General features: G+C 61.4%; 22 protein-coding genes and 1 tRNA gene. 6 read left to right on the top strand and 17 right to left on the bottom strand.

Annotation, left to right across the window (positions count from 1 at the left end):
• Positions 1-29 precede the first annotated feature (29 nt).
• Positions 30-662, bottom strand: a complete 633-nt coding sequence (locus tag ATN38_RS20745) for a hypothetical protein (protein WP_218748570.1) — start codon at positions 660-662, stop codon at positions 30-32.
• 374 nt (positions 663-1,036) lie between these two features.
• Between ATN38_RS20745 and ATN38_RS20740 the strand changes: the two genes are divergently transcribed.
• Both ATN38_RS20740 and ATN38_RS20735 read left to right on the top strand, forming a co-directional pair.
• Positions 1,037-1,765, top strand: a complete 729-nt coding sequence (locus ATN38_RS20740) for a RelA/SpoT domain-containing protein (RefSeq protein WP_208721906.1) — start codon at positions 1,037-1,039, stop codon at positions 1,763-1,765.
• Between the two features lie 20 nt (positions 1,766-1,785).
• Positions 1,786-2,043: a hypothetical protein gene (locus tag ATN38_RS20735; RefSeq protein ID WP_208721905.1), complete on the top strand. Its 258-nt coding sequence runs from the start codon at positions 1,786-1,788 to the stop codon at positions 2,041-2,043.
• Between the two features lie 534 nt (positions 2,044-2,577).
• Here ATN38_RS20735 and ATN38_RS20730 read toward each other — a convergent pair.
• From ATN38_RS20730 to ATN38_RS20680, 11 genes are all read right to left on the bottom strand, one after another.
• Positions 2,578-3,360, bottom strand: a complete 783-nt coding sequence (locus tag ATN38_RS20730; protein ID WP_208721904.1) for a hypothetical protein — start codon at positions 3,358-3,360, stop codon at positions 2,578-2,580.
• 11 nt (positions 3,361-3,371) lie between these two features.
• Positions 3,372-3,893, bottom strand: a complete 522-nt coding sequence (locus ATN38_RS20725) for a hypothetical protein (RefSeq protein ID WP_208721903.1) — start codon at positions 3,891-3,893, stop codon at positions 3,372-3,374.
• A gap of 20 nt (positions 3,894-3,913) precedes the next feature.
• Positions 3,914-4,318, bottom strand: a complete 405-nt coding sequence (locus ATN38_RS20720) for a helix-turn-helix domain-containing protein (protein ID WP_208721902.1) — start codon at positions 4,316-4,318, stop codon at positions 3,914-3,916.
• On the bottom strand, positions 4,315-4,503 hold the full coding sequence (locus ATN38_RS20715) for a hypothetical protein (RefSeq protein WP_041815016.1): 189 nt from the start codon (positions 4,501-4,503) through the stop codon (positions 4,315-4,317). Before ATN38_RS20715 ends, ATN38_RS20720 begins: the two co-directional genes overlap by 4 nt.
• Before the next feature lie 119 nt (positions 4,504-4,622).
• Positions 4,623-5,288, bottom strand: coding sequence for a hypothetical protein (locus ATN38_RS20710; RefSeq protein ID WP_208721901.1), 666 nt, complete (start codon positions 5,286-5,288; stop codon positions 4,623-4,625).
• A gap of 456 nt (positions 5,289-5,744) precedes the next feature.
• Positions 5,745-6,761, bottom strand: coding sequence for a DUF3631 domain-containing protein (locus ATN38_RS20705; protein ID WP_218748569.1), 1,017 nt, complete (start codon positions 6,759-6,761; stop codon positions 5,745-5,747).
• Between the two features lie 382 nt (positions 6,762-7,143).
• On the bottom strand, positions 7,144-8,019 hold the full coding sequence (locus ATN38_RS20700; protein WP_208721899.1) for a bifunctional DNA primase/polymerase: 876 nt from the start codon (positions 8,017-8,019) through the stop codon (positions 7,144-7,146).
• Between the two features lie 121 nt (positions 8,020-8,140).
• Positions 8,141-8,404, bottom strand: coding sequence for a hypothetical protein (locus tag ATN38_RS20695; RefSeq protein WP_208721898.1), 264 nt, complete (start codon positions 8,402-8,404; stop codon positions 8,141-8,143).
• A gap of 318 nt (positions 8,405-8,722) precedes the next feature.
• Complete coding sequence (locus ATN38_RS20690; protein ID WP_208721897.1) at positions 8,723-9,262, bottom strand: hypothetical protein; 540 nt, start codon at positions 9,260-9,262, stop codon at positions 8,723-8,725.
• A complete protein-coding gene (locus ATN38_RS20685; protein WP_218748568.1) occupies positions 9,259-10,017 on the bottom strand; it encodes a hypothetical protein in 759 nt (252 codons plus the stop codon). Before ATN38_RS20685 ends, ATN38_RS20690 begins: the two co-directional genes overlap by 4 nt.
• A gap of 87 nt (positions 10,018-10,104) precedes the next feature.
• Positions 10,105-10,326 (bottom strand): AlpA family transcriptional regulator, encoded by a 222-nt coding sequence (locus ATN38_RS20680; RefSeq protein WP_208721895.1) that lies wholly within the window; start codon positions 10,324-10,326, stop codon positions 10,105-10,107.
• Positions 10,327-10,482: 156 nt separating this feature from the next.
• Between ATN38_RS20680 and ATN38_RS20675 the strand changes: the two genes are divergently transcribed.
• Entirely contained in the window at positions 10,483-11,118 is a 636-nt protein-coding gene (locus ATN38_RS20675; RefSeq protein WP_208721894.1) for a helix-turn-helix domain-containing protein, read from the top strand.
• Positions 11,118-12,245, top strand: a complete 1,128-nt coding sequence (locus tag ATN38_RS20670) for a tyrosine-type recombinase/integrase (RefSeq protein WP_208721893.1) — start codon at positions 11,118-11,120, stop codon at positions 12,243-12,245. Before ATN38_RS20675 ends, ATN38_RS20670 begins: the two co-directional genes overlap by 1 nt.
• Before the next feature lie 44 nt (positions 12,246-12,289).
• Here the strand turns inward: ATN38_RS20670 and ATN38_RS20665 are convergent.
• A tRNA-Leu gene (locus ATN38_RS20665) sits at positions 12,290-12,363 on the bottom strand.
• Between the two features lie 107 nt (positions 12,364-12,470).
• Here ATN38_RS20665 and ATN38_RS20660 point away from each other — a divergent pair.
• Positions 12,471-13,088: an ANTAR domain-containing response regulator gene (locus ATN38_RS20660; protein ID WP_003944029.1), complete on the top strand. Its 618-nt coding sequence runs from the start codon at positions 12,471-12,473 to the stop codon at positions 13,086-13,088.
• Positions 13,089-13,296: 208 nt separating this feature from the next.
• The gene (locus ATN38_RS20655) at positions 13,297-14,628 is read left to right on the top strand and encodes an ABC transporter substrate-binding protein (RefSeq protein WP_003944031.1); all 1,332 of its coding nucleotides are present in this window, start codon (positions 13,297-13,299) and stop codon (positions 14,626-14,628) included.
• A 71-nt stretch (positions 14,629-14,699) separates the two neighbouring features.
• Here ATN38_RS20655 and ATN38_RS20650 read toward each other — a convergent pair whose 3' ends face one another.
• The 4 genes from ATN38_RS20650 to ATN38_RS20635 are packed head-to-tail and all read right to left on the bottom strand — an operon-like array spanning position 14,700 to position 18,829.
• The gene (locus ATN38_RS20650) at positions 14,700-15,506 is read right to left on the bottom strand and encodes an ABC transporter ATP-binding protein (RefSeq protein ID WP_007728720.1); all 807 of its coding nucleotides are present in this window, start codon (positions 15,504-15,506) and stop codon (positions 14,700-14,702) included.
• Positions 15,503-16,531 (bottom strand): ABC transporter ATP-binding protein, encoded by a 1,029-nt coding sequence (locus ATN38_RS20645; protein ID WP_054187416.1) that lies wholly within the window; start codon positions 16,529-16,531, stop codon positions 15,503-15,505. The genes ATN38_RS20650 and ATN38_RS20645 overlap by 4 nt, the downstream gene beginning before the upstream one ends.
• On the bottom strand, positions 16,524-17,513 hold the full coding sequence (locus ATN38_RS20640; RefSeq protein WP_065352944.1) for a branched-chain amino acid ABC transporter permease: 990 nt from the start codon (positions 17,511-17,513) through the stop codon (positions 16,524-16,526). Before ATN38_RS20640 ends, ATN38_RS20645 begins: the two co-directional genes overlap by 8 nt.
• 5 nt (positions 17,514-17,518) lie before the next feature.
• Complete coding sequence (locus tag ATN38_RS20635) at positions 17,519-18,829, bottom strand: branched-chain amino acid ABC transporter permease (protein WP_256932044.1); 1,311 nt, start codon at positions 18,827-18,829, stop codon at positions 17,519-17,521.
• Positions 18,830-18,995: the final 166 nt, after the last annotated feature.

Raw genomic sequence — 18,995 nt, 5'->3', positions numbered from 1 at the left:
AGCTGAGCGCGCAATTGGGTATTCGACAGTCAGCTGTCTGCCTTGGGGATGTCGATCGTCAACTGGGACGGTGAATCGGATGTCGATACGGTGTATGCCGGACGGATGTCGACCGTGCCGACAAACGACTGCAGGATCGCACTGTTCCTGGCTGCACTGTCTATGCGCGTGATGTTTTCGCCCTCGTGAGATACGGAGTTGAGCGACGAATCCGATTGGACTCCCATCAGGTCGACTTGAAGTATCGATCGACTTCCGACGTCCACGACTGTGCTGTCACCCGCTCGGATTGCTTCACTGACGTATTCGGTTTTCCAGAACACAGATCCGCTTCCGTCGAAGCGATAGGTGATGCGGGTGAAACCATCGTGATCGATCACGTCGATCTCGGTCACGTCGACGCGCGGAGTCGGTGAAGGGACCTCCGTGTCGTTCGGGAACGGGGGAGGCATGGAGATCTCGGTGGATGGGGCATCGATAGCGGGAGAGCCGACCTGAAGGGTGCCGGTCTGTGTTGCAGCATCGAGCGCGGCCTGGTTGGAAGATTCGCCGGCAGTGCTGGATTCGCCGGCAGTATTGGATTGGCCGTCTGTTTGACACCCGGTGAGCAGCGCGAGAATCGATATGGCTCCGAGCAGAGCAATCAGCCGGTGACCGTTCATGGATCGAATCTAACGGCGGTCGATCTGGGGTACAGCCGAATGCCGAAACCTTGCGGTGCGGCCAGCTGCGGCAGGTGGTGCCCTCGGTGAGACTCGAAATAAAAATCGGCCACCGAGGGTCCAGCGGCAATGTGACCATATTGCGATCTAGCTGGCGAAACGGACCACCGGGAAGTCGTCCTGATTCTGGCGACTTCGGCGAGATTGTGTCCAAATGGTGTCCACGTGGCGCTCCCGAATCGGGTTGCTAGATCGCTGGGACGACTGGTTGGCCCTACGTTGTTTCCGCAATCTGCACATAGTGACCGGGTGGTGATGGTTGTCACTCTGTAAACGGTGCCGTGGGAGGCTACTTCCCGATGTACGGTTCCATCGTGGCAGCAGATCCGTTACCGAGCAAGAACCAGATCAATAAGTGTGGAGAGTTGGTTCGTGGCGCTTGGCACGATGGCGTTGATGCCTCAGATGCCGACCTCGAGCGGGCACTGACCGTGATCGAGGCGTTCAGGGCAGCTCACTCGTACCCGCTCGTGAAGGTGCGACTCGGATTGCAGAGCATGATCCGCACAGAAATCGCGCACGAAGCGATTGGTCAGCGACTTAAGCGCGTTCCGAGAATCGTTCGGAAGCTTCATCGAACTTCTCAAACTTCAACTGGGACAACAGCCCTGGCTAGGCTTGAAGATATCGGTGGAGTTCGTGCCGTTCTTGCAGACGGAGCTGAACTTGATCGCGTGCGGAGCCGCATTGAGCGGAACTGGTCGAAGGATTTCAAACGTGACCCTCGGGACTATATTGTCAATCCAAAAGACATCGGATATCGAGCGGTTCACATCGTCGTCAAGCGTGATGACCGTCCCATTGAAGTGCAGCTTCGGACACGGGGTCAGCAGCAGTGGGCGGACGCAATCGAAGCGGCCGACGCCCGGCTCGGGATGAATCTGAAGGACGGTAATGGTCCGGATGAAATGATTGACTATTTTGGTGCTGCTGGCGAGGTCATCTATAGACGCGAGTATGGTTTGGAGATACCGTCTGAGTTGCGCGCGCGCTTTGACGCTGCTCGGGGCGCAGTTGTTGCTGCTGGCCACTACCGGGCTTGACATAGAGGGAGGAGCTAGAGATGGGTAAAGACGATACCGTCCATTTCCTGCTTGTTTATAGCTTTGACCAAGCGAAACTTGTACATCAAGGCGAGTTTTTGGACCGCCATGCCGCCATCCGTGCGTACGACGCAGCGGAGCGCGCGTATCGGCATCTGGACAAATTTGAAATCGTGCTCATCGGTGCGGACAGCATCCAGACCGTGATGCAGACTCACGGCCATTACTTTGCAAGTTCGGATGATTCGATGTTCTCGGACTTCCTTGCCGATGCATAGCTAGTCGAAAGTGGACGCCCCCAAACCCATGGAGGTTTGGGGGCAGTTTTGTGCTCCTGCCATCTGGGCTCGCGCCTGCGAACGAGTTTCGCGATCAGGGGGAGCTTTCCGAACAGCCGAGAACCCCCTACCTGCTGGCCGGTGGCCGTGTCGGTAGGGGGTTCCCCGGTCGCGGCGGGTTGCTGCACGCGAAACGAGGGGCGCAGGCTGGATCAGTGGGGGAGAAAGGCTTGCCCTAACCTGCCTTCGATTCCGGTTCCTGATTTGAATTGGAGTACCAGGTCGGGGACGTTGACGCCCGCTGTGGAATTGGTTCCGTCATGCGCGTTCTGGGGTCTCGCTTGGCCTCGGAGCGATTCACAGTCTGTGGGGGCCTCGGAATACCCCGCGAGGAGGCCGAGAACCCCCACGACCGGGGACGAGAGCCCCGCAGAATTTCGGAGGGAGAAAGAGCCAATTGACCTCGGAGGAGTTGGCCCCCAGGTACTTCGACATTTGTGACGGGGTATATCGGGCCAGGGTCTCTCGGACCGTCTAGCGGTGTGGCAAACTCCCGAGCTCGCGCTCGGTGGGTTTGCGGGCAGGTTCCAACGGTCCGGACTCTGCATCCGCCATGATCGCTCGCGCTTCGGTGACCGTGTTGAGCACTCGCATCGGCACCTTGGCCCACACTCCACCCCGTAGGCCGTGGTGTGTACCCCCGAATGCGTGCCCCGCCTGAATCAACTGATCGGAAGACGCCGAGAAGAAGGCGGCCTGTGCGTGGTCCTCGGTGTACTCGGTTGTCCTCACAACACCGAAGTGCACAACCATCAAGCGCACAAGACCACGAATCGAATCGGCCTTTGCCTGCGCCTGCGGCAGGGCGCGCCACGCCTCGATCTGCTCGGGTTCGCCGCTGGCGAGGATGGACTCGGCCGATGCCCCGCCATCCAGCCGCCGGCCCGCCTCGGCGAAGGCGCCGGCCGCCTCCTCGAATTTGGGTCGAAGGGTGTCCATCAGGGCGTCACCCCCGGCTCCGCGCAGGTCCTCAGTGAATTGCTGGACGAGGGTATGGACGGCGATTTCCCTTGGCCGCGACGAGTGGTACTCGCGGGCGCTGGCCGTACCCACGTCCGAAATGAAACCTTCGATTTCAGCGGCCGTCAGATCAGGATCGCTCAGAAGCCCTTCGAGATTCGGTGCTCTTGAAACCTCCGATCTACTGGCGATAGCCGATGCAAGCTCGGCGGTCTTGGCTAGCGACTGGGGCAGTTCGGCCCCGAGTGCCTGAACGGTGTCGCGGAGGCGTTGGACGTCATTGATGTTTGCAACCATGTTCTAGCTCCTCAGGAGAACCAGCCGTCGTCGTCAGACGAGGCGGTGTTGTTGGTGGTTGGGGTCTCGGCCGGTGCCGATGCGGCGATGTCGGCTTCGAGGTCGGCGGCGTCGAACCACCCGAGGTCGTCGGCGCTGGCGGCGCTGGCGAGGTGGGTGGTGTTGCTGGTGTCGGGGGTGAGAGGTGCGGCCGAGGCGGTGAGGTCTGCCGTATCGAACCATCCGAGGTCGGCTTCGGCTTGCTTCCCACCTGCGGCGAGGTGGCGCTCGTGCCACACGCGGTCCTCAGTGGAGGTCGGGTTGTTCGAGGCCAGCAGCACGGGCTGCAACGCCCGCAGTCGTTCGGTGGTCTCCACCGGGTTGAGGTCGTATTGGTCGTTCCAGTATCCGACTCGAGCTGCGAGGATTCGACCTGTGGCTACGGCCGCTTTCACGGTCGCGTCTCGCGTGGCGTAGAAGCCCGGATACTGGCGCTTCAATGCGCGTTTGTCGGCGGCAGCGGCGAGGACTCGTGTCCGTTCCTTCGCTGTCATTGGGGGTTTCTTCTTGGTGGTCATGAGTTGCCCTGTCGTTGTTGTCGTTTGCGGGCCTCGATCTGCCAGGGGTCGAAGGTCCAGTTCTGGCCGATCTTGTGGCCGTCGAGGCGACCTCGGCGCGCCAAGTCCCGCACGGCGTTTGGAGTGACCCCGAGAAGGTTTGCGGCCTGCTCGGTTGTCAGCCGCTCGGCGTCCTGGACCAGTCCATCATTGGGTGTTGTTGCGGCACTGGCGGTTATGGCGTTCGCGCCCGCGCGGCTGGCGTTCTCAAGCGCTACGCCCGCGGCCAGTACGTCGCGGGTGAATCCCGGTGCGCCGTGGGCGCGGAGCTGCTCGTTTCCGGTTCGGATGGCCTTCGCGACGAGGGCGGCAGCTCTGGGGTCGAGCGCGACCACGCCTGTGATGAATGCGGCCGGGGTCATCGCTTGGCGGCGATTTCTTCGCGGAGTGCTCGCACTTCCTGAGTGAGTCCGAGTAGCGCCTGCGCGACTGCCATTCGGGACGCCACCTGCGCTTGCGGTCCGATGCCTGCGCAGCGGGTTTCGTCGATCAGGTCGAGAACGTCGTCGTCAGAGAGGGCGGTGTCGATATTTACGTTGATCTTCACGGGTCTTCCGTCCGGTCGTGGGTTGTTGGCCGAACCGCTCTCGGGGTGGTGTTCTGGTGTCTCGCGTCTATCGGGAGACGTTCGAGGGGGTTGGTGGGCATTCCGACCCCCACGAGGGTTCAGACGGCGAAAGAAGCCGCTTCGGATTCGATTTCCGTGTGGGTCGGTGGGAACATGTCGCGACGTTGGCGAGCCTGAACGCGGCGGTTCAACTCGCGTTGCGCTTCTCGGAGTTCGACTTTCGCCCAATGCGCGGTTACCTCGCGATCCCGCACGTCAGCCGACAGGACGAGGTCGAGATTCTTGTTGATGAGCTCGGCCGCCAACAGAAGGTCTGCGGCGCTGGCGTTCGTCAGCGCGAGGAGTTGGCGGGTCGGGCGGATCTCCGAACAGGGGATGAATCCGAGGCGACCTTGGAGCCATAAGCGGCGAACTCGGACCGCCAACCCGAGCACCCCTCGTGGGCGTTTCGGCACATCTTCAGTCGGGACTGCGGCCCATGCTGCCTTCCAGTTGGCGTCCTCCAGGTTCGGGATCGAGAACCCGCGCCAACCCCGCTGCGTGCGGGAGTGCAGGTCAGTGGTTTTCCCGGCGTGGTTCTGGGAGATGATCTGTTTCGAATGAAGCTCGAGCGGTGTCTCGTACCCGAGGTTGTTGCACCATTTGGCGAGGTCGCCGAGGGCCTTGGCAGTCGAGAGCGAACCTTGGGTGTCTTGGACTACTCGGGAGTCCCACCAGGCGCTGACAACTTCGATCAGTTCGTTGTACTGCAGGTTCCGCGTCATTTGAGATCTCCTTGGGTTCGAGGGCGGCGGGGGGTGGACGCCTCCGCTTGGGTGCTGGCTATGTGGACAAAGGCCAGGGGGCGTTTTTCGCGAAACGGTCAGGTCGGAACGTCCCCGGCAAGCCAAAGCGGAGGCGCTCCCCCCGAAAGGCGTCGTTGTTGTGTCTCGTTTGGCTTCCCTTGGCCTGGCGGGCGTTCCGACGGTTTCGGTGCCCGTGCGGCGTGGGAACGCCTCCGCTTTGGCTTTCGAGAGTGAGCATCGAGAGAACGCGAGGCGCTTCGACGTCTAGTGCGCTCCCGTCCAGGCGTCCCGCTGGGGACGCTTTGTGCCTCTGGGACGTGTCGTTGGGACGACTACCCGTCCCGGTCCTCAATAGTGCTCCGTGGCCGGTCAGAGGGGGTGAGATACCAAAATGGGACGTATGGGACAGGTTTCCGGGGTTAGACCAAAAGGAGGTCACAGGAACCTGCCGAAGAGGTCCACCAAGTCTGCGACTGCGTAGCCCCGGAGCTGCTTACCGTCCGGGTACATGTTGCGTTTCTTGCTCGAGTGAATCGCGAAGGACTCCCGCAGAATTCGAGTCAAACGGTTGTCGTCCAACTCGTCAGACTTCGATGCCCAACACGGATCGACCGGAGGCAGTTCGACCAACTCGCCCTTCGAGTTCACGAGTGGACGGGTGAAGTCCGGGTGGTCGGGCTGATGCAGGTACGACAGGAGTGTTCGAGTCGGAATCCCTTCCCGCAGTTTCGCGTCGGGGTTCTGCGGTTCGTCTGTCGCGAGCAGGTAGACGAATACCGTCCGAAGATCCCGCAATAACAACGTGGCCTCGTTGGCGTATTCCTTCGATTCTTTGCCGACACCGCACAGGTACTCGGCGGCCTCCCGTGTTCGTCTAGGCCACTCGCCCCCGGCAAGGTCCGCGATCCGGAGCAAAAACCGCCACTTCTGGGCGTTGCGACCACCAACAGTGCATTCGACCTCTCGACCGCGAACTGTGCCCGGTTCCATTGCGGCAACGAAGGTGTCGAATCGTCCGCGTACTTCATCCAACAAGCCCTCGTGGTATTCCTCGTCAAACTCTTCTGCGACGGCCTCTTCGGCTGCTGTGCGGGGGAGAAGCGGAATCACGAACCCGCGAGACAGCACCGTTTCCGGAGCGAATTTGCCGTTGCCCGCGATGCAGACCAACCCAAACACGTTATAGACCTTCGGCACGAAGTCGCCTTTACCCTGAACGGAACGAATGAAGTTGGACGACGCGCCGCGCTTGAAGCCGGAGGTCATGACGGCGCGAAAGACCTCACCACCTTCCGCGTCGAGGTTCGAGTTGTCGGCCTCGTCAATGAAGATCGTCGGGTGTTTCGCGTCGATCAGTCGAAACAGGGCTGCGCCTGTCACGTTGCTTGCGGCGAGGGAGTCTCGAGACATCATCCGGGTGATGTCCTGAACCGTGGTCTTGCCGGAGTTCATGCGAGGAGCGTTCAGAACCAAGGGCGGGGCGTAGTTCGACTCGTCAATGAGGTGAGTCGCGGCGACCCACAGAGCGTTGGTGACGTAATGGGCCTCGTGGGTGTAGGTAATCCACCTGCGGATCAGCTTCTCGGTGTCATCGAGAATTGACCCGAGCGGCGCTGAATCAGGGGTCTTTTGGTCTACCCCCCTCGAACCCGTCCCACCCGTCCCATTCGCTTTTTCATATGCTCTGACCTGCGATGGAGCGTTTTCGGAGGTGGGACGGGTACTTGTCCCGTCGGCCGTCCCAGCGGGCGTCGCAGGCGTCACGCACGCTTCCAGTCGGGGGTCGATGATCCTCGGTTTCGTGCTGCCGAGGTCGCCCTCGAATTCGCCGAGCTTAGGCATTGAGTGTGCTCCGATCCAGATTGGAGACCCCATCGACCGGAGGGAGAGAGTCATTTGTATTGATGTATTGATCCGCAGTCCAGGCCGCGATTCGGTCCACGTCGGCCGGGTCGAGTCCGATCTGCACGGCCATGTCGCGGAGTCGGTTCACGAGGTCGGGCGAGCCGCCGTAGTCGCGGTACGCTGCGCCGACGCACCACTGGTAGTAACTGCGGCGTCCGTCGCCTGGCCGCTTAACCGCAAGGAGCTTGACCAGTCGAGCCCCGTTCGGTGTTCCCACGGAAACGCCCCCTGATCTCGTGACCACGGGAGGGCGCGGCTTCGGTTCGGGGCGCTGGATGTGCTCTAGCCACTCGCGGGGAAGTTCGGCAATGGGGCGGTCTCGCCATACTCGATAGATGCGGCCGGATTTGTGGATGGACCCTGGAGCCAGGACGAACCCCTTCGAGGTCTTGAGGTCCACGCCCGGAATCGTGGCCAGTAGAGGACGTTCCGAGGAGTGCGCGTAGTAGTAGTGGCTTCCGCGATTGGTGCGGACGACACGTGTCGGAGGCAACGACAGGCCGCGCTCGTTCATCCACGGGGCGAGGAGAGCAGCGGAGTCGATATCCACAACGAGCATTCCCCCGGCCGGACGAATACCAATGTTCCCGTTCGCGTGAATGCGGGTCCACTCCTCGACCTGCGCCCGGTCGGTAGTCGCGTCGCGGTGTCCGTGCGACCCCGCGTAGGGGACCTTCCCTCGCGGGACGATCGGAAAGACGGACCAGCCGTCAGCGGCCAGCGCGGGCGCGTGGTCAGCGAACGGGCCAGCAGGGGGCGCTATGGAGTGGGGTGCTGATTTAGCCTGTCGTGCTGCGGATTTCACTATTACTCCTCATCTGTTATGAGGAGCGCGTGTTACGCTGGGGGTGTCGTGTTCAGCGTGTACGTGCGCGCTCCGTTCGCCCCGGTTGCCTGCCAGCAATTGGGGCGGACTGCTGTCGGGGTCACTGCTCTTTCGGGACGCGTTGGCCGATAGGTAGGGGGAGGATTCCGACCCTCCGGCGTTGACGCGCTTCGTAGTTGCGAGCCTTTTTGCGGAGTCGTTCGCGGTCTTTTGCCTCCGGGTCGGCAGCGATTCGTTCTGCTCGCTTTCGCCAGTTCTCGCGAGCTTTGGCGCGCAGCCACTCTTTGTGTTCGGGAGTTCCGGGTTTCGGTCGCTGTAGCGCGGCCTCTGCGGCCTCGTCGTGTCTAGGGTCTTGGTTGCTCATAGGAAACGAAAGCATGAGATATTTCTGACGTAGAAGTAGTAATGCTTTGGTCGAGGTCAGTCGGAATTGAGGGAAGCTAAGAGGGAGAAAAGCTTTCGGCAACAACCGGTTTCGGAGACGGGTTCTCGTGGCCGCTCGTTGGTCTTCCGGGCAAACGAGCGCGCCCAGCGGGTACCCGAATGGAGGCGGGGTCCGCTGGGCGCGTCGGGGATTACTGGTGTCAGGGGTCACGCGATCAGAAGACGAGCGTGCCCCAGATCAGCAGGTAGACGAGGAACGCCCACCCGGTCACCTTCAGCTCGAATCGCTCCTGGGCGGTCATTCGGTGGCCTCCGTAGTGGTCGGCCGATTCCACACTGAGGCGTTGGCGCTCTGCCGCGTCTGTTCAGCGTCTACGAGCTGCTTGGTGAGCAGTTGTACCTTGGCTTGCTGCACTGCAGGAACAACCCTGCGCACCTCGCGGTCGAGCCAGTCGCGTGCCTGGTCGATGGTGTCTTGGACGCTTTGGCTGTCCAAGGTTTCCGCGTCGAACTGCTGGGACACTGCCGGGACCAGCTCGAGAACTTCGGCACCGTAGGTCGAGCTGATGCGGAGCAGTATTCCGTCGGGCGACTGGCAGTTTCGTACGTGGAGCGAGACTCGAACACCTTTGAAATAGACCAACTCGGAAGCGGTTCCGGAGGAGTAACGTTCGTCGATGAGTCGCAGCAGCGCGCCGAGAGCTTCCATCTGCTTAGCGGTGACGCTCGTCTGGTGGCCTCCACTGCTCGGTGTCGTACCGTCTGCCGAACGACGATGCTCGCCGACCGGCCGGGTCGTGTCCCGGCGTTCGGTCCTCTGGCTGGCCGGTATTTTCATGCCGTGGCCTCGGCTTCCTGGTGGCGAGCCATCTCGCGAACAGCGGTCTGCAGGTCGTCAATCAGGGAATGGACGTCGACCACATCAGGGATGACAACACTCGGGCCAGATTGACGGCCAATCGAGACTGTCCCATGTCGCGGCGTGAACTTGGCGCGAACGGGGGCGTCGACGGAGGCAAAGGAATTGCTCATTTGAGGGGCTCCGAGCTGCTCGCGTTCTGCTACTGCGTCCGGGTCGATGCTCTGGGGCTCGACCGTGCCAGGGCCGAAGCGCTCGAGAAACCAATCCCGTGTTTCGTCAGGCCCGCACATGGAGAAGTAATCGCTGCCCTTGCTAGGTTCGACGGTGACGAAGGCGCATTCGGAGTGCATAAACGTGATAATCAGGCGCTTTCCCCGGAAGTCCACGTCTTCAACGAGGAAATCCTTGTCGCTGAAATCTTCATCCTGCGCGATGTCTGCCCAGATTTCCTCGGCCCACGCGACGATGTCCGCGACGGTCTCAAATGCAGGTATCCCCCGGACATGAGTCACGTTGAACACTTCAGATATCCACGCCGAGATCTTGCAGGGCGTTTCATATATCTCAGAGGCGCAAACGAACTCGAAGTCTTTGGGGTGTGCCATCCCATCAACGACCGCCTGCAGGTCGTCAATCAGTGATTGCAGGTCGCTCACCGGTGGGTATTCCAGTTGGGTCTCGTCGGAGGGGCTTGGTTGCGGGTTCTCGGGGGTGCTTGATTCAATAGACATGTTGATTTCCCTTTCGGTCCGAGCTGCGAACTCGGATTGTTGGCTGGATTCGCCCCCGGTGTTGGCGCACTGGGGGCGTTTTCGTATTCAGGCGCTGTATTGCGCTGTGCCCTCGAAGGTTTGGGCATCGACCCAGGAGTTAACATCCGACCAGCGGTACGCGACGCGCTGGCCGATCTTGACGAATTTCGGCCCGCGTCCCTGGTAGCGAAGAGCCGCGAGCCTCTGGCGCGAACAACCTAAGAACGTCGCCACGTCGTCACTGCTGGCCAACGGAGCCGGTGTCGCGAGTTGAGTGGAAGAACCCATCAGATTTCCTTTCGTGCGTTGTCGCTACCGGAGAGCGCAAGATCCTTGCGACTTGGTGCCGGATCATCACATCATAGAAATATGGGAATCCGCAATATTTAGGACGCCTACGTTGGGTTGTGGGCGTATACGTCGCAATCCGTTACGCTGCTCCGTATGGACATTCAAGAACTCATCGGAACCAACATCCGGCGTCTACGCCAAGAGATGGGACGGACGCTCGACCACCTCGCGACAGAAGCGCGGAAACATGGCCTGCGCTGGTCCGATAGCAGAGCCTCGGCGGCCGAACGCGGCGAAGTGTCTCTATCGTTCGACCAGCTGTACCGGCTCGCGCAGACGCTCTCGGTCCTGGCTGGACGCGACGTTCGCTTGACCGATCTCCTGCAGGGCGCAGGTCATGTCAAAGCAGCAGGGGGCACTATCGAGGTCGCGGAGCTGGCCGCGTTCGGCGCAGGCTCGCCCGTCGCTGCCATAACGCCCCCTGCTCCCGAGGATGAGGCGTTGTCTCTACTCCTGTCCGCCAAAGGGCCAAAAGGGAAACTGCCGGAAGGTGCGCTTGAGGACTCCGTGCTCTTGGACGTTCTGCGGTCGTCGTCCCTCACCGAGCAACGGTGTGCCCGCGACCTCGGGGTCTCGAGGCTGGCTCTCGCGCAGGCGTCCAAAAAGCTTTGGGGGCGGTCGCTGTCGGCCGAACGAGACCGGTTGGCCGGGGACGCTTCACCGCAACGACGAGGCGGGGTTGCGGCGCAGTTGAAGCAGCAGCTCCGAGAAGAGCTCGGGCTCAACTGATGGCGACCGTGTCGGAGTATGCGACCAAGGCCGGAACCCGCTACGAGGTCCGCTACCGAACACCGGACCACCAAACGACCCGCAAACGCGGATTCAAGACGAAGCGGGACGCCAACGCGTACGCAGCGCGAGTCGAGGTGGACAAGCAGACAGGCGCGTTCGTACAACAGAGCGCAGGCCGAGCGACTATCGGAGAGTTGGGCGTCGAGTGGCTCGGGCGGCAGGCGCACCTCAAACCCTCGTCTGCCCGCGTCGTGAAGTCGGCGTGGGACAACCACGTCCAACCGAAGTGGGGACAAACTCCGGTCGGGCGAATCAAGCGGACCCACGTCCAACAATGGGTGGCAGATATGTCGGTCGATAGCGGTCCGGTGACCATAACGCGCTGTTTTGGTGTCCTCGCGTCTATCTTGGACGACGCGGTCGCGGATCGACTGCTAGTGGTCAACCCCGCTCGAGGAGTGAAACTGCCGCGACGGAAACGAGGGGAGCAGACCTACCTGACGATGGCGCAGCTGCAAGCGTTGGCCGAGCAGGCGGGGGAGCGTCGAGGTCTCGTGTTGCTCCTCGGGTTCGGCGGACTACGGTTCGGTGAAGCGGCAGGGTTGAGGGTTCGACACCTGGACCTGTTGCGGCGACGTGTCCGCGTTGTCGAGAACGCTGTGACGGTGGCTGGACGAGTCGAGTTGGGCTCGCCCAAGTCTCACGCCCAACGCACCATTGCGGTACCTCGTTTGGTTGCGGAGGCACTCGCAAGACAATGCGAGGGTAAGGGCAGGGATGACATCGTCTTCCCGAACGTGCGAGGCGGCCACATGACGTTGCCCTCGGGGAAGTCGTGGTGGTCCGGTGCGGTGGAACGGTGCCAGGCAGACGACCCAAGTTTCCCGCAGATTGGTGTGCACGCGCTGCGCCACACTGCGGCCTCGTTGATGATTGCGGCCGGTGCGAATCCGAAGGCCATCCAAGCTCAGCTCGGTCACGCGTCGGCGACGCTGACGATGGACCGATACGGCCACCTGTTCGCCGACCAACTTGGCGACCTCGCGGACGCGTTGGACGCGGCGGCTGCGGAGTCTGTGTCCAAAGCGTGTCCAGAAGATTCTCCGGAAGCCGCTCTAGGATGATCAAAACCCCCTGTCGCCAGGGGGTTTTGATGTTTATCTCGTTGTGCCCTCGGTGAGACTCGAACTCACACTGGACGGGTTTTGAATCCGTTTCCTCTGCCAATTGGGATACGAGGGCTTGTTGCGATGACTACATTAGAAGATGCGATTTCAATGTCAAACACCGGTACCCTCTAATCGTTCGCGTCTCGTGTCGGGGCGGTTCGATGGAGGAGGATGGTGGCCATGAATTCGCCGCAGCCGCAAGGCAATCAGCTCGCACCCCGTCGTGTTGTCGTCGCTGAAGACGAGGCGTTGATCCGCATGGATCTGGTCGAGATGCTCCGCGAAGAGGGCTACGACGTCGTCGGTGAGGCGGGTGACGGGCAGGTCGCGGTGGAGTTGGCCGAGTCGCTCAAGCCTGATCTGGTCATCATGGACGTGAAAATGCCCAGGAGAGACGGCATCGACGCCGCTTCGGAGATTGCCGCCAAACGCATCGCTCCTGTTGTCATTCTCACAGCGTTCAGTCAGCGCGAGTTGGTCGAGCGCGCACGCGATGCCGGCGCCATGGCTTACTTGGTCAAGCCGTTCTCGATCAGTGACCTCGTTCCCGCTGTCGAATTGGCGGTCAGTCGTTTCCGCGAGGTGACGGCGCTCGAGCGTGAGGTCGCTGATCTTTCGGACCGGCTCGAAGCACGCAAGCTGATCGAGCGAGCCAAGAGTGTTCTGATGGTTCGCCAAGCGCTCACCGAACCTGAGGCGTTCAAGTGGATTCAGCGCGCCGCGATGGATCGGCGCTCCACGATGAAGGCGGTCGCACAGGTCGTACTGGAAACTCTGGGCGGTGAACCGGACGCTTGAGCAAAGTGTCCGGGTTACCCGGTTGCTGCGTCGACCGTCGAAACGTCGCGCAGCGCTACAGCCGTGTAAACACTGTGCACCTTCAGATAACAGTCAGGTCACAGGGCTTTCTTGAAGGATCGCGAAACGGTTCCAAGGTCTAGCGTCTGATCCCACAGCGAGCGCCAGTTCGGGTGGCGCGAGCACCGGCTGATCTTAGGAGCGTGGGATGGCTAGACGAACACTTGTGCGTACTGCTGCAGTTCTCGGCGCGGCATCACTGGCACTTGCAGGCTGTAGCTCGGACAAGTCGGATGACTCGTCTTCGAGTGGCTCTACGTCCGGCGCTTCTGCCGCGACGACATCCGTCACGACTGATTGCACCCCGGAGCAGGCCAAGGCCGGCGCCACCCCGTCCACGGAAGCGCTGCGCATCGGCACGCTTCTTCCCGATACAGGCAGCTTGTCGTTCCTCGGGCCGCCGATGGTCGCGGGCACCCAGCTGGGAGTCAACGACGTCAATGCAGCCGGAGGCGTTCTCGGCCAACCGGTCCAGCTGATTCCCGGCGATTCGGGTGACACCACAACGGACACCGCCAATACCACCGTCGACCGCGAATTGGCTGCAGGCACTCAGGTCATCGTCGGCGCCGCGTCGTCTTCGGTCTCGCTCAAGGTGATCGACAAGATCGCCAGCGCAGGCGTCGTGATGTTCTCGCCTGCCAACACCTCGGACCAATTCGTCTGCTACCCAGACAAGGGCATGTACTTCCGCACCGCTCCGACGGACGTACTGCAGGCTCAGGCCGTCGCACAGCTCATTTCGGACGACGGTGGTCAGCGCGTAGCGATCATGGCCCTCAACGACCCGTACGGGACGGGTCTGGCGGACAACATCGAAAAGAATCTGATCGATTCGGGTGTCCCCTCCGATCAGATCGAGAAGATCATCTACGACCCGAACGCGCAGTCGTTCAACTCCGAAGTCGATCAAGTCAAGAACTTCAATCCGGATGCAGTGGCACTGGTGGGCTTCGAAGAGTCGGCGAAGATCATCACGCGCATGCACGAAGTGGGCATCGGCCCGTCGGACGGAATGGCGATGTACGGCGTCGACGGCAACATGGGTAACGCTCTCGGCGAATCCGTGGCGAAGCCGTTGCTCGACACCATGCAGGGAACGACGCCCCTGACGGACGTCGGAGCTGCCTTCCAGGATCGTCTGAAGGCTGTGAACCCCTCTCTGATCGACTTCAACTACGCCGGAGAGTCATACGACGCGGTGGTGATCTCAGCGCTCGCTGCCGAGCAGGCGAAGTCGACGGCCGGTACCGACATCGCGGCCAACATCAACAGCGTCACCGAAGGCGGCACCAAGTGCACGTCCTACGTCGAGTGCCTGCCGTTGGTGAAGGCGGGAACCGACATCGACTACGACGGCATCACCGGTGAGTTGGACTTCAACGATTCGGGGGAGCCGTCCATCGGTTCGTACGGAAAGCTCAAGTTCGGCCCTGAGAACACCCTGACCACAGAAGGATTCGTGGTGGTGGGCAAGTAAGTCGTGGGCAGGTAAGCAGCCAACGAGAATGGGCCAGGGTCTCGCGACCCTGGCCCATTCTCGTGTCTGTCCTACTTCTCTTTGCTTCCAGCGAGCGTTCCCAAGTACAACTCGATCACCTTGGGGTCGTTCATCAGATTGGCGCCGGTGTCGGTGTACGCGTTCTTACCCTGATCGAGTACGTAACCGCGGTCGCAGATCTGAAGGCAGCGGCGCGCGTTCTGCTCGACCATGATGACCGAGACACCCGCAGCATTGATCTTCTTGCAGCGGATGAACACCTCGTCCTGGAACATGGGGGACAGGCCCGCGGACGGTTCGTCGAGCAGCAGCACCGACGGATCCATCATCAGGGCCCGGCCCATCGCGACCATCTGGCGTTCGCCGCCGGAGAGTGCGCCGGCCTTCACCTTTCGTCGTTCACTCAGAAGGGGGAACAGTTCACTCACGAAGGCGAATCGTTCCGCGAATGCCTTGGGACGCAGATAAATGCCCATTTCGAGGTTTTCTTCGATGGTCAGAGTCTGAAAGACGTTCTGCGTTTGAGGGACGTACCCGACTCCCTTCTGAACGAGGACGTGAGCGGGCGCAGACGTGATGTTGTCCTCGCGTAGGGTGACCGACCCTTCGCGTACCGGTATCAGTCCGAACAGTGATTTCAGGAGTGTCGATTTGCCTGCGCCGTTCGGTCCGATGATCCCGACGATTTCCCCTTCCTTCAGGAAGAAGTTGCATTCACGCAGGATGTTGACGCCGGGAATGTAGCCCGCGACGAGGCTGTCGGCGCGGAGCAGGGCACCTGCCGACAGTCGCTGATGCTCCTCGGCCGTCGCGGCGAACTCTGCAGGCGTGAGTGAACGTGCGTGGTTCTCGCTCATGGCTTCTCGTGCCTTCCGCGCGGTTCCTCGGGACTCGATTCCAGCGTCGCGGCGAGATCGGCCGGAAGGTTGTCGACGTCGGGTTCCGACAGGTCCCCGCCCGACTCGAGGGTTTCGACCTCGGCTTCAGCCAGGGCGGCGGCCAGAACGGCCGTCTCGCCCACCGGATTTCCGTTGTCGTCGAACTCGAGAGCCTGGTCATGGTGGCTGCCCAGATATGCGTCGACGACGGCTGCGTTGGACGAGAGTTCGTCCGGGGTGGATTCGGCGATGACGCTGCCCTGCGCCATGACCACCACCCAATCGCTGATGTCTCGGATCACGTCCATGTCGTGCTCGACGAACACCACTGTCATTCCGTCGTCGCGCAATGACTTGATGTGTCCGAGCAGGCTTTGCGTCAGAGCAGGATTGACCCCCGCCATCGGTTCGTCCAGCATCACCACCGAGGGCGAAGTCATGAGTGCGCGAGCCATTTCGAGCAGTTTGCGCTGCCCACCGGAGAGTGAACCGGCGAGGTCGTCGGCCTTGGTGTCGAGTTTGAATCGTGCGAGGAGTTCGTTGGCGCGTTCGGTGATCTCGCGTTCCTGGCCTTTCCAGATCCACGGGACGAGAGATGCAAAAATGCGTTCACCACGTTGGCCGGTGGCACCGAGACGTACGTTGTCCAGCACGGTGAGTTTGGAGAGCGCCTTGGTCAACTGGAACGTCCGTACCACTCCTTTCCTGGCTACCTGGTGGGGATACATGCGGCCCAGCGATTGACCGTCCATCGACCACGTACCGGTGTCCGGCCGGTCGAATCCGGTAAGGAGGTTGAAGAGCGTCGTTTTTCCGGCACCGTTTGGACCGATCAGACCCGTGATGCACCCTCGTTGAATCTCGAGGTGATCGACGTCGACGGCCTTGAGACCGCCGAACGTCCGCGAGACGTTGTCAGCGACCAACACCGGGTCGGGTTTCGCCGATCCGGGAAGGTGAGGAACGTCGGCAAAGATCTGTGCTCTGGTATCGGCGTCAAGCATTGAGTTGCACCTCCCGCTTGTTACCCAGTATTCCCTGCGGTCTGAAGACCATCAGGAGAGCAATCATCAATCCGAGCAGGACATACCTGGTGGCTCCGACCTGTTGTTCGGACAGCGAGAGCAGCGGATTCTCGCCGGAGATCGCCTGACGCAGCAAGGCATCAGGGATGGCGAGGAGGAACCAGAACAACATTGCGCCGACCACCGGGCCGAATACCGTTGCCGCCCCGCCCAGAATCAGTGCGCCGAACGCGAAGAACGTCTGCGCGGTCGAGTAGAAGTCCGGGTTGATGGACTTGGTCTGCAAAGCGTTGAACACCCCGGCCAGACCACCGATCACGCCGCCGAGAACCAGCGCCTGCATCTTGTACACGAACACGTTCTTGCCCAACGATCGCGCTGCGTCCTCGTCTTCGCGTACCGCCTTGAGGACGCGCCCCCACGGGCTGTGCGTCAACAGGTAGACAAATCCGCACAAGATCAAGACCAGGGTCCACCCGACGACCATCGACCAGAGATCGTCTCCGTAGAACTTCACGCCGATAAACGAGTATTGCTTGGCCGAGTCGAACGGGCTCAGTGCGGTGAACGGATCTGCGAAACCGAAGAGGCCGTTGGTGGAACCGGTCACCGAATCCGACGCGGTCGAGCGGAAGATCAGACGCAAGATCTCCGAGGCCGCGATGGTGACGATGGCGAGATAGTCGGCGCGCAGACGCAGCGTCGGAATACCGAGCACGAGCGCGAGAAGGCCGGCTGCGGTGAGTCCGACGAGGATGCCGAGCCAGAGCGGCTGGTCGTAGGTCACGGTCATGATGCCGACGCCGTAGCCGCCGAGAAGGGCAAAACCGATCTGACCGAAATTGAGCAGTCCGGCGTAGCCGAAGTGCAGGTTCAACCCGATTGCCAACAGTGCGTAGAAGATTGCCGACGGCCCGATCAGCTGGGCGAAGGAAACCTGGAAAGCTCCCATGATGTCCATGTTCGTCACCCGATCCTTTGTTTGGATCCGAGGATGCCCTGGGGGCGAACCACGAGGATCACGATCAAGACGAGAAGTCCGCCGATGTATTTGAGATCGGGGTTGATGATGAGCGTCGAGAGTTGGACCAGAAGTCCCACGATGACGCAGCCGAGTAGCGCCCCGTACGCGGTTCCCAGACCACCGAGGGTGATTCCGGCGAACATGAGCAGCAACAGTTTGAAGCCCATTTCCCACTGGACGCGTCCGCCGAGCTCGGAGATACCGAACAGCACACCGCCGAGGGCGGCCAATCCGCCGCCGAGACCCCAGACGAACATGATCACGCGCTCGACGTTGATACCGGACGAAGCGGCGAGGTCACGATTGTCGGAGACGGCACGCATGGCCTTTCCGATGCGAGTCTTCTGCAGAAGCAGTGCGACGCCGACCAGGACGACCAGACTGACGATCATGACTATCGCGTTGGCGTCGGTCAGTGCGATCGGGCCCCAGTTCTTCTCGACCTGGCCCTGGTAGTCGTCGAACGGTTCGGCGCGGTCGGAGAAGAAGATCAGGATCAAGTAGCGCAATGAAATCGCGAGACCGATCGAGACCACCAATTGCGCGATCAACCCGGTCTTGCGCTTACGCAGTGGTTTCCAGACGATTCCGTTGGTCAGCAGGCCGATGCCGATGCCGACGAAGATCGCGAGGATCGTGGCGGGAATCAGCGGAACGCCGAAGGACGTGTTGATCACCCAGGCAGCAACGGCTCCCAACGTCACCATCTCGCCGTGAGCGAAGTTGGTCAGGCCAGTGGTGCCGTAGATCAGGCTCAAACCCACACCGGCGATCGCGATCACGAGGCCGAACCGCAGACCGTCGACCGTCGTGCGGATCAGCTTCTCGCCGAAGCTGACATTCGAGGCGGTACGTACCTCGCCGAACGAGAAGATCACGGTGTTCGCGCGGCCGGCCACCACCTCGCGTTCGACAGCGGCTTGCACACTGACCCCGTCGGGAAGTGTGTCGGCAACGATCTCGAAGGTGTAGGTGCCCGGTGCCACGGCCAGTTCCCAACGGCCGTTCGATGCCGATTCTCCGGTGGCGACTTCCGTGCCGGAAGAATCGAGTGCACGGACGGTGACGCCCTCGAGGCGTGTGCCGCCGTTGTTGAGATTGCCGCTGACGGGGACAGCGTTGTCGGGAACCGGTGCTGTCGGTGTTGCGGATGCTGTCGGGGTCGGCGGTGTAGGGGAAGTGGTCGGTTCCTGAGCCGAAGCAATTCCGGCCAGGCTGAGTAATGCGAAGAACGTCAGTAATGCAAAGGCCAGTAGTCGGCTGAGTGTCGCGAGGGTCTGCCGTTTCACTACGGGTGGGGCCACGTACGTCCTCCGAGCGGGTCGGGAATAGCGCGTCTGGACAAAGGTGCCGCGCAGCACAGGGATTGTTTCGTTGCTGCGATTTCCGGACTCTAACGGCTCCGTTCGCTTCAGATGG

It is taken from the genome of Rhodococcus sp. FH8 (genome assembly GCF_019266085.1).
Taxonomy (GTDB): Bacteria; Actinomycetota; Actinomycetes; order Mycobacteriales; family Mycobacteriaceae; genus Rhodococcus_F; species Rhodococcus_F qingshengii.
The sequence above is the reverse complement of the archived record's forward strand: the minus strand, read 5'-3'. Positions and strand labels throughout refer to the sequence as shown.